The 6,400-nt window shown below is 63.1% G+C and carries 5 protein-coding genes; 1 reads left to right on the top strand and 4 read right to left on the bottom strand.

What is annotated here, in order from left to right:
* The first annotated feature begins 123 nt into the window (after positions 1-123).
* Complete coding sequence (mazG, locus tag IL54_RS07950) at positions 124-903, top strand: nucleoside triphosphate pyrophosphohydrolase (protein WP_037474550.1); 780 nt, start codon at positions 124-126, stop codon at positions 901-903.
* 4 nt (positions 904-907) lie between these two features.
* Here the strand turns inward: mazG and hflX are convergent, their stop codons facing one another.
* The 4 genes from hflX to IL54_RS07930 form a co-directional block, all read right to left on the bottom strand.
* Positions 908-2,242 carry a GTPase HflX gene (gene hflX, locus IL54_RS07945; protein ID WP_037474547.1) on the bottom strand — a complete coding sequence of 445 codons (1,335 nt, stop codon included), beginning with the start codon at positions 2,240-2,242 and terminating at the stop codon, positions 908-910.
* A 145-nt stretch (positions 2,243-2,387) separates the two neighbouring features.
* Positions 2,388-2,882, bottom strand: coding sequence for an RNA chaperone Hfq (hfq, locus tag IL54_RS07940; protein ID WP_310222215.1), 495 nt, complete (start codon positions 2,880-2,882; stop codon positions 2,388-2,390).
* Positions 2,883-3,012: 130 nt separating this feature from the next.
* Complete coding sequence (ntrX, locus tag IL54_RS07935) at positions 3,013-4,383, bottom strand: nitrogen assimilation response regulator NtrX (protein ID WP_037474542.1); 1,371 nt, start codon at positions 4,381-4,383, stop codon at positions 3,013-3,015.
* Positions 4,373-6,400 (bottom strand): sensor histidine kinase (locus tag IL54_RS07930; protein ID WP_076605479.1); only part of this gene is annotated, 2,028 nt, incomplete at its 5' end. The genes IL54_RS07930 and ntrX, both read right to left, overlap by 11 nt.

The raw sequence follows: 6,400 nt of genomic DNA, 5'->3' as shown, positions 1-6,400 counted from the left end.
CCCACCCTGGATGAAATGCTACGCATCCCATGGATGTCGCGCTTCAAATCGAAACCGCCTCTGGCCATAGCCCGGCACAGGCCCTATCGGCTGGATCAACCTCTCCAACAGCCGGAACCGCCCATGTCCAAAGCCAGTCCCGCCGACATCATGCCGCTTGCCACCGTCATGGCGCGGCTGCGCGACCCGAACACCGGCTGCCCATGGGACATCGTGCAGGATTTCGGCTCGATCGCGCCCTATACGATCGAGGAAGCCTATGAAGTCGCCGACGCCATCGAGCGCAACGATATGGCGGCGCTTTGCGATGAGCTGGGCGACCTTCTGCTCCAGGTGGCCTTTCACAGCCGCATGGCCGAACAGGCCGGGCATTTCAATCTGCAGGATGTGATCGACGGCATCACCCAAAAGATGACCCGGCGGCATCCCCATGTCTTCGGGGAAAACGCACGGCGTGAAGACGGCCATGCCCAATGGGAGGCGATCAAGGCAGCCGAACGGGCCGAAAAGGAACCGGACCCCAGCGCGCTTGCCGGTGTCGCGAACGCCCTGCCCGCGCTGCTTCGCGCCGAAAAGCTGCAGAAGCGCGCCGCCCGTACCGGCTTCGACTGGCCCGATACGGCCGGCGCCATCGACAAGATCGTGGAGGAACTGGACGAAGTCCGCGCTGCGACCACGCAGGCTGAACGCACCGAGGAAGTCGGCGACCTGTTGTTCGCCGTCGTCAACCTCGCACGTCATCTGAAGGTCGATCCGGAAGCCGCTCTGCGCGCAGGCAATGCAAAATTCGATCGCCGCTTCCGCGCGATGGAGCAGCAGGCCGGAGCGAACTTCACCGCCCTGTCGCTCGAAGCGAAGGAAGAGCTATGGCAGCAGGCCAAGCGGCAGGAGAAAACGCCCTAAGCACCTAGGCCTCGCCGCGCTTCCCGAACCGCGCAAAGGCCGCATCGGATAGCCGTACCTCGACCCGGCTCTCCTCCTCTTCCACATCCGTAGACAGCACTTCACCATGTTCGTGAAGCCAGGCCATCGCCGCGCCATCTGACACCGGAATGCGCAGGCCATAGACCTTCGCGCCTGTGGTCATATGATCGCTGATCATGCGTTGAAGCTGGTCCACGCCCTCCCCGGTCAGCGCCGACAAGATGGCCACATCATCGCGCCGCGCCGCCGTTTCGCGCGCCAACACCGCAGCGTCGGCGTTCAGCAAATCAAGCTTGTTCCACGCCTCGATAATCAGTGGCGCGGGCGGTTCACCCTCAGCCCGCTCCAGCGCAGCTTCGCCTGCGACGCCCAGTTCACCCAAGACATCCAGCACATCATCGCGCTGCGCATCGCTGTCCGGATGGGCAATGTCGCGAACATGCACGATCAAGTCGGCCGACAACACTTCTTCCAGCGTGGCGCGAAACGCCGCGATCAACTGGGTTGGCAGATCGGAAACGAAACCCACAGTGTCGGACAGGATCGCCTTGTCGAGACCCGGCAGCGCAATCTGGCGCATGGTCGGATCAAGCGTCGCGAACAGCAAGTCCTGCGCCATGACGTCAGCGCCGGTCATGCGATTGAACAGCGTCGATTTGCCTGCATTCGTATAGCCCACCAGCGCAATCACCGGCCAGGGCGCACGCTGCCGCCGGGCGCGATGCAGCCCGCGCGTGCGCGTAACTTGATCGAGTTCCTTGCGGATCTTGGCCATGCGATCGCGTATCATCCGCCGATCCGCCTCGATCTGGGTTTCGCCAGGACCACCCAGAAAGCCGAAGCCGCCGCGCTGCCGCTCCAAATGGGTCCAACTGCGCACCAGGCGCCCGGCTTGATAATCAAGATGCGCAAGCTCGACTTGCAGCCGCCCTTCATTGGTCGCCGCGCGTTCGCCGAAAATTTCCAGAATCAGCCCGGTTCGGTCGATGACCTTGGCCTCGCAGGCTTTTTCGAGATTACTCTGTTGGACCGGCGATAGGCTGTTATCGACGATGATGAGGTCGGCCTCTTCCTGCCGCGCCAGCGTCGCGATCTGATCGACCTGACCGCTGCCGAACAGGGTGGCGGGTTTGCGGTCGCGCACACGGAACGCCTGCGCCGCCCGCACATCGATGCCGATCGCCAAGGCCAAGCCGCGCGCTTCCTCCAGCCGGGCGTCGCTGTCGCGCCGGTCGCCGCCATGGGTTTCGGCATGAACGACGACAGCGCGCGCGCCGCGCGCCACTTCATCTTCGGAATCGCGATTGAATATGGCCATGGAAGTTTAACGCCTCAAAACACAGGACGCTCCCGAACAGACAAATACCCGGTTCAACGGAGGAACGGGGCAAAGGCCTGCGCGGGAGCGCATAGACTATTATTCGATGAAATGCGGACGGCGTGTGCGTTCCGCGCAGGGCCGGTCAATCGTCCTGTTCATTCTCGCCGGTCAGGTCGAGCGCATGGAGCGGCTGGACCGTCGAAATGGCGTGCTTGTAGACGAGCTGGACCATGCCATCGCGTTCCAGCAGCATGCAGAACAGGTCGAAGGCAGCGATTTCACCCTGCAGCATGACGCCATTGACCAGGAACATCGTCACCGGGCTGCCCGACTTGCGGACGGCGGACAGGAAGATTTCCTGGAGGAGCTTGGCCTTGCCATTGCCCTCGCTCGCCTTGCGCAGGTCGGACAAGTCCATCGGCTGCGCTGGCATGACGGTCGAAATGGCATGCTTGTAGACAAGCTGCGACTGGCCATCGCGGCGCAGCAGCACGGAAAAATTATCGAACCAGGTGATGATGCCCTGCAGCTTGACGCCCTTGACCAGGAACATGGTCACCGGGGTCTTGCTCTTGCGCAGGCTGTTGAGGAAAATATCCTGCAAATTGTTCATTTTGTCGGCCATGGTCGTCGCCAGTCCTTTATTCTTGGCGGGACGTTACCCGCTCGTGCGCCCTTAAGCAGGGTGTCTTGCTTGCCCCCGCTTGTCGGAGGCGCAACGATCGTATCGCAATTGCGAACAGTCGTCCATGGGGAATGGCGCGCGTCTATTCCTTGTCGTCGGTTATCCCCAACAGCTTCAATTTCCGGTGCAATGCCGATCGTTCCATGCCGATGAAGGTCGCGGTGCGCGAGATATTACCCGAAAAACGACGGATCTGAATGCGCAGATATTCCCGCTCGAAACTCTCGCGGGCCTCCCGTAGCGGCGCGCCCATGATCGCGGACTGGCCCATCCCTTCCCCGCCGCCACCGCTGGTCAATTCGGGCGGCAGCATGTCGAGTTCGATACGGCCGATCCGGTCACCCGGCGCCAGGATCATCGTGCGTTCGATGACGTTGCGCAACTGGCGGACATTGCCCGGCCATTCATTGGCCTGCAGCGCGGCCATCGCATCGCTCGCCATTTCCGGCGGCGGCACGCGCCGCTCTGCGGCGAAGCGGGCGAGATAATGTTCGACCAGCGGCGGTATGTCATCGCGCCGTTCGGACAGCGGCGGAATGGCCAGCGGCACGACGTTGAGGCGATAGAAAAGATCCTCACGGAACCGCCGTTCCTCAATCTCGCCCGCCAGGTCGCGCGCCGTGGACGAGATAACCCGCACATCCACCTTCACATGCCGCTGACCGCCCACCCGTGTGAAACTCTGGTCGGTCAGCACGCGCAAAATCTTGCCCTGCGTGGTGATCGGCATGTCGGCGACTTCATCGATATAGAGCGTGCCGCCATGCGCCTGCTCCAGGAAGCCGGGGCGGACGAGACCGCTCTGATCCTCCAGCCCGAACAATTCCTCTTCCACCCGGTCGGGGTCCATGCGCGCGGCCGCAACGATGATGAAGGGGGAATCGGCCCGCCCGCTCCAGCTATGCAGCATCCGTGCGGCTATCTCTTTACCGACGCCCGCCGGACCCGAAATCAGCACGCGGCTGCCGGTGCCCGCAACCTTCTTGATCGTGGCGCGCACGCCATTGATCGACGCGGAACTGCCGGTCAGTTCGTCATCCTGCCCGAAACGGGCGCGCAGCACCTGATTCTCGCGCCGCAACCGTTCGGTCTCGGTGGCGCGGCTGACAAGGTGTAACAGTCGGTCGGCCTCGAACGGCTTTTCGATAAAGTCGGCTGCGCCCTTGCGGATCGCGGCGACGGCGGTGTCGATATTGCCATGGCCCGAAATCATCAGCACCGGGATGGTCGGGTCACGCCGCTTGATCTCGTCCAGCAACTCCAGGCCGTCCATCCGCGACCCCTGCAACCAGACGTCGAGCAGGACGAGCGAAGGGCGGCGCGCGTCCAGCGCCTCGATCGCGGCATCGGCATTGCCGGCGGTGCGGGCGGTAAAGCCCTCATCCTCCAAAACACCCGCGACCAGATCGCGAATATCCTCCTCATCGTCGACTATCAGAATATCAAGCGCCATTGGCCGTCACTTTTCCCGTCAAATTACCCTGGGGCATGGCGATTACCTGCCCCTCTTCCAGTCGTTCCAGCGCCCCTGCGGCAAACCGCAATGTCACGCGCGCACCGCCACCTTGCGCATCGTCGAAGCGGATTTCCCCCAGATGCTCCTCCACAATCTTCTTGACGATGGCCAAGCCCAGACCCGTCCCCTTGGTCCGCGTCGTCATATAAGGTTCCAGTATGCGATCGCGTTCGGGCGGCAGCCCGATGCCGTCGTCGCTGACCGTGATGATCAGCGCGTCGCCCTCGCCCGCCAGCGTCATGCGGACATGGCCGCGCGGACTGCCATCATCGGGAACCGGCTTGGGTTCAATGGCTTCCACCGCATTCTTGACGATGTTCGTCAGTGCCTGCCCCAACTGCCGCCGATCGCAGACCAGTTCCAGGTCAGGCTGGTCGGTGTGAAATTCGAAGCGGATCGCCGGATGCGCGACTTCGTGCAGGAACAGGGAGTGACGCGCAATATCGGCCACGGCCTCGCGCCGGAACACGGGCTTGGGCATCCGCGCGAAGGACGAAAATTCATCCACGATGCGGCGCAAATCGCCCACCTGTCGGACGATCGTACTGGTCAGCCGGGTGAAGGTTGGCCGATCGCTCGTGATTTCCTCGGCATAGCGGCGCTGGAGCCGCTCGGCGGCCAGTTGGATCGGCGTCAGCGGGTTCTTGATCTCATGCGCGATCCGGCGCGCGACATCGGACCAGGCGGCGCGACGCTGATCGGACAATTGCTGGGTGATGTCATCGAACGTCAGAATATGGCGCGACGCATCCTCGGACCGCTTGACCGCCAATGTGCGCAGGTCGCCATGCGCGCGCACCTGCACGATGCCAGCGCCGTCGCCCGACGCAATGAACTCCGCCAATTCCGGCGCGATCTCGGACAATGTCCGACCGACCGGATCATCGCCCTCCTCCACCAAAATTGCGGCGGCCGATCGGTTGAGCAACTGAATTTCGCCGTCACGATCAACCGACAATACGCCAGCGCTGACGCCGGACAGGATCGCCTCGATGAAGGCGCGCCGTTCGTCCAACTGGCTGTTCGCGCCCACCAGCGCGCCGGTCTGCGCTTCCAGCCGCTGTGTCATCCGGTTGAACGCCGCTGCCAGCGTGCCGATCTCATCGCGGCTCTGCAGGCTGGTAACGCGCGCCGACAGGTCGCCCGCCGTGATCCGCCGCGCCGCCGTCACCAGCTCATTGACCGGCCGCACCATCCAATCGGCCACCGCCAACGCGATATAGACGGCAATGCCGACCAGCAGCAGCGATCCCACGAACAAGGCGATGTTGAACCGCAACTGCAACGCGCGCGATTGCGCCGCGAACAGGTCATAGTCCGCGATCACCGTCTTCGCCCGCTCCGCATTGGAGAAGGACGAACTGCCCGCATTGCGTGTGACGTAGAGATAGATTTTCGACCCCGGATACAACAGCGTCACCGCCTCGATCTGATTCTGCCGCGCCTGCACCACGACATTTTCACCCGCCGCCAGCCGCTTGGTGACTTCCGGCGTCAATATCTCGGATGCCGGGCGATTGTCCGGTTCGACCGTCGCCGCCGTCCGCGCCACGCCGTCCTTGCCGACCTCGATGATCGACGCACGGTTCAGTTTGCGCGTGACCACCTGGAAGATGAACCCTTCGGCAAAGCGCGGGCTGGAGACATCGGACTGGGTCAGATAGTCGCGCAGATCGTCCGCCATGGTGACGGTTTCATCGCTCACTTCGCGCAAATTCTGCTCATAATAGCCGCGCGCCAGGTCGCTCGCATTCTGCAGCATCCCGCGCGCGCTGTCCGATGCCCAGAATTGCACGCCATATTGGAACAGCAGGGACGCGAAGATCACGACCAGCAGCATCGGCACGCTGGCCGCGATCGAGAAGATGGCGACCAGGCGGACATGCAACTGCCCATCGCTGCCGATCGCTGATTGCGCCGCACGCCGCTTGGCCACGCGCCGCCCCAACAGCAT

The sequence above is a fragment of the Sphingobium sp. ba1 genome (assembly GCF_000743655.1).
In the GTDB taxonomy this organism is placed as follows: Bacteria; Pseudomonadota; Alphaproteobacteria; order Sphingomonadales; family Sphingomonadaceae; genus Sphingobium.
Note: the sequence above shows the minus strand (reverse complement) of the source record. Positions and strands in the feature narration are given on the sequence as shown.

What these genes read in the sequence shown, in the direction of transcription:
- mazG (WP_037474550.1), top strand. Translation starts at nt 124, where the DNA reads ATGTCCAAAGCCAGTCCCGCCGACATCATGCCGCTTGCCACCGTCATG.
- hflX (WP_037474547.1), bottom strand. Translation starts at nt 2,242, where the DNA reads ATGGCCATATTCAATCGCGATTCCGAAGATGAAGTGGCGCGCGGCGCG.
- ntrX (WP_037474542.1), bottom strand. Translation starts at nt 4,383, where the DNA reads ATGGCGCTTGATATTCTGATAGTCGACGATGAGGAGGATATTCGCGAT.